At 65.1% G+C, this 261-nt stretch carries 1 pseudogene; it reads right to left on the reverse strand.

Annotation, left to right across the window (positions count from 1 at the left end):
* A pseudogene (locus SB719_RS20960) lies at positions 1 to 261 on the reverse strand (ABC transporter permease); the annotation flags it as partial.

The following is a 261-nucleotide window of genomic DNA, read 5'->3' on the forward strand; positions in this document are numbered from 1 at the left end:
CTTCGCGAGCAGCAGGCCGACGGTGTTGAGCAGGCACACGGCCAGGAAGCCCAACGCCAGCCACACCTGCAGGCGCACGTCGCCTGGGACCGCGTCCTTGTCGTCCAGCCAGTCCATCACGTCGTGCAGCCGCACATTGGTAGGACGTTCGAAGCGGCCCGCGGTACGTTGCTGGTCGGAATAATTGACGAGGTACTGGCGATACGCTTCCACCTTCTCGGGCGTCCCCAGTTCCACCCAGTACTGCAGCCAGGCGCAGGG

The sequence above is a fragment of the Pantoea sp. SIMBA_079 genome, assembly GCF_046940275.1.
GTDB classification, from domain to species: Bacteria; Pseudomonadota; Gammaproteobacteria; order Enterobacterales; family Enterobacteriaceae; genus Pantoea; species Pantoea borealis.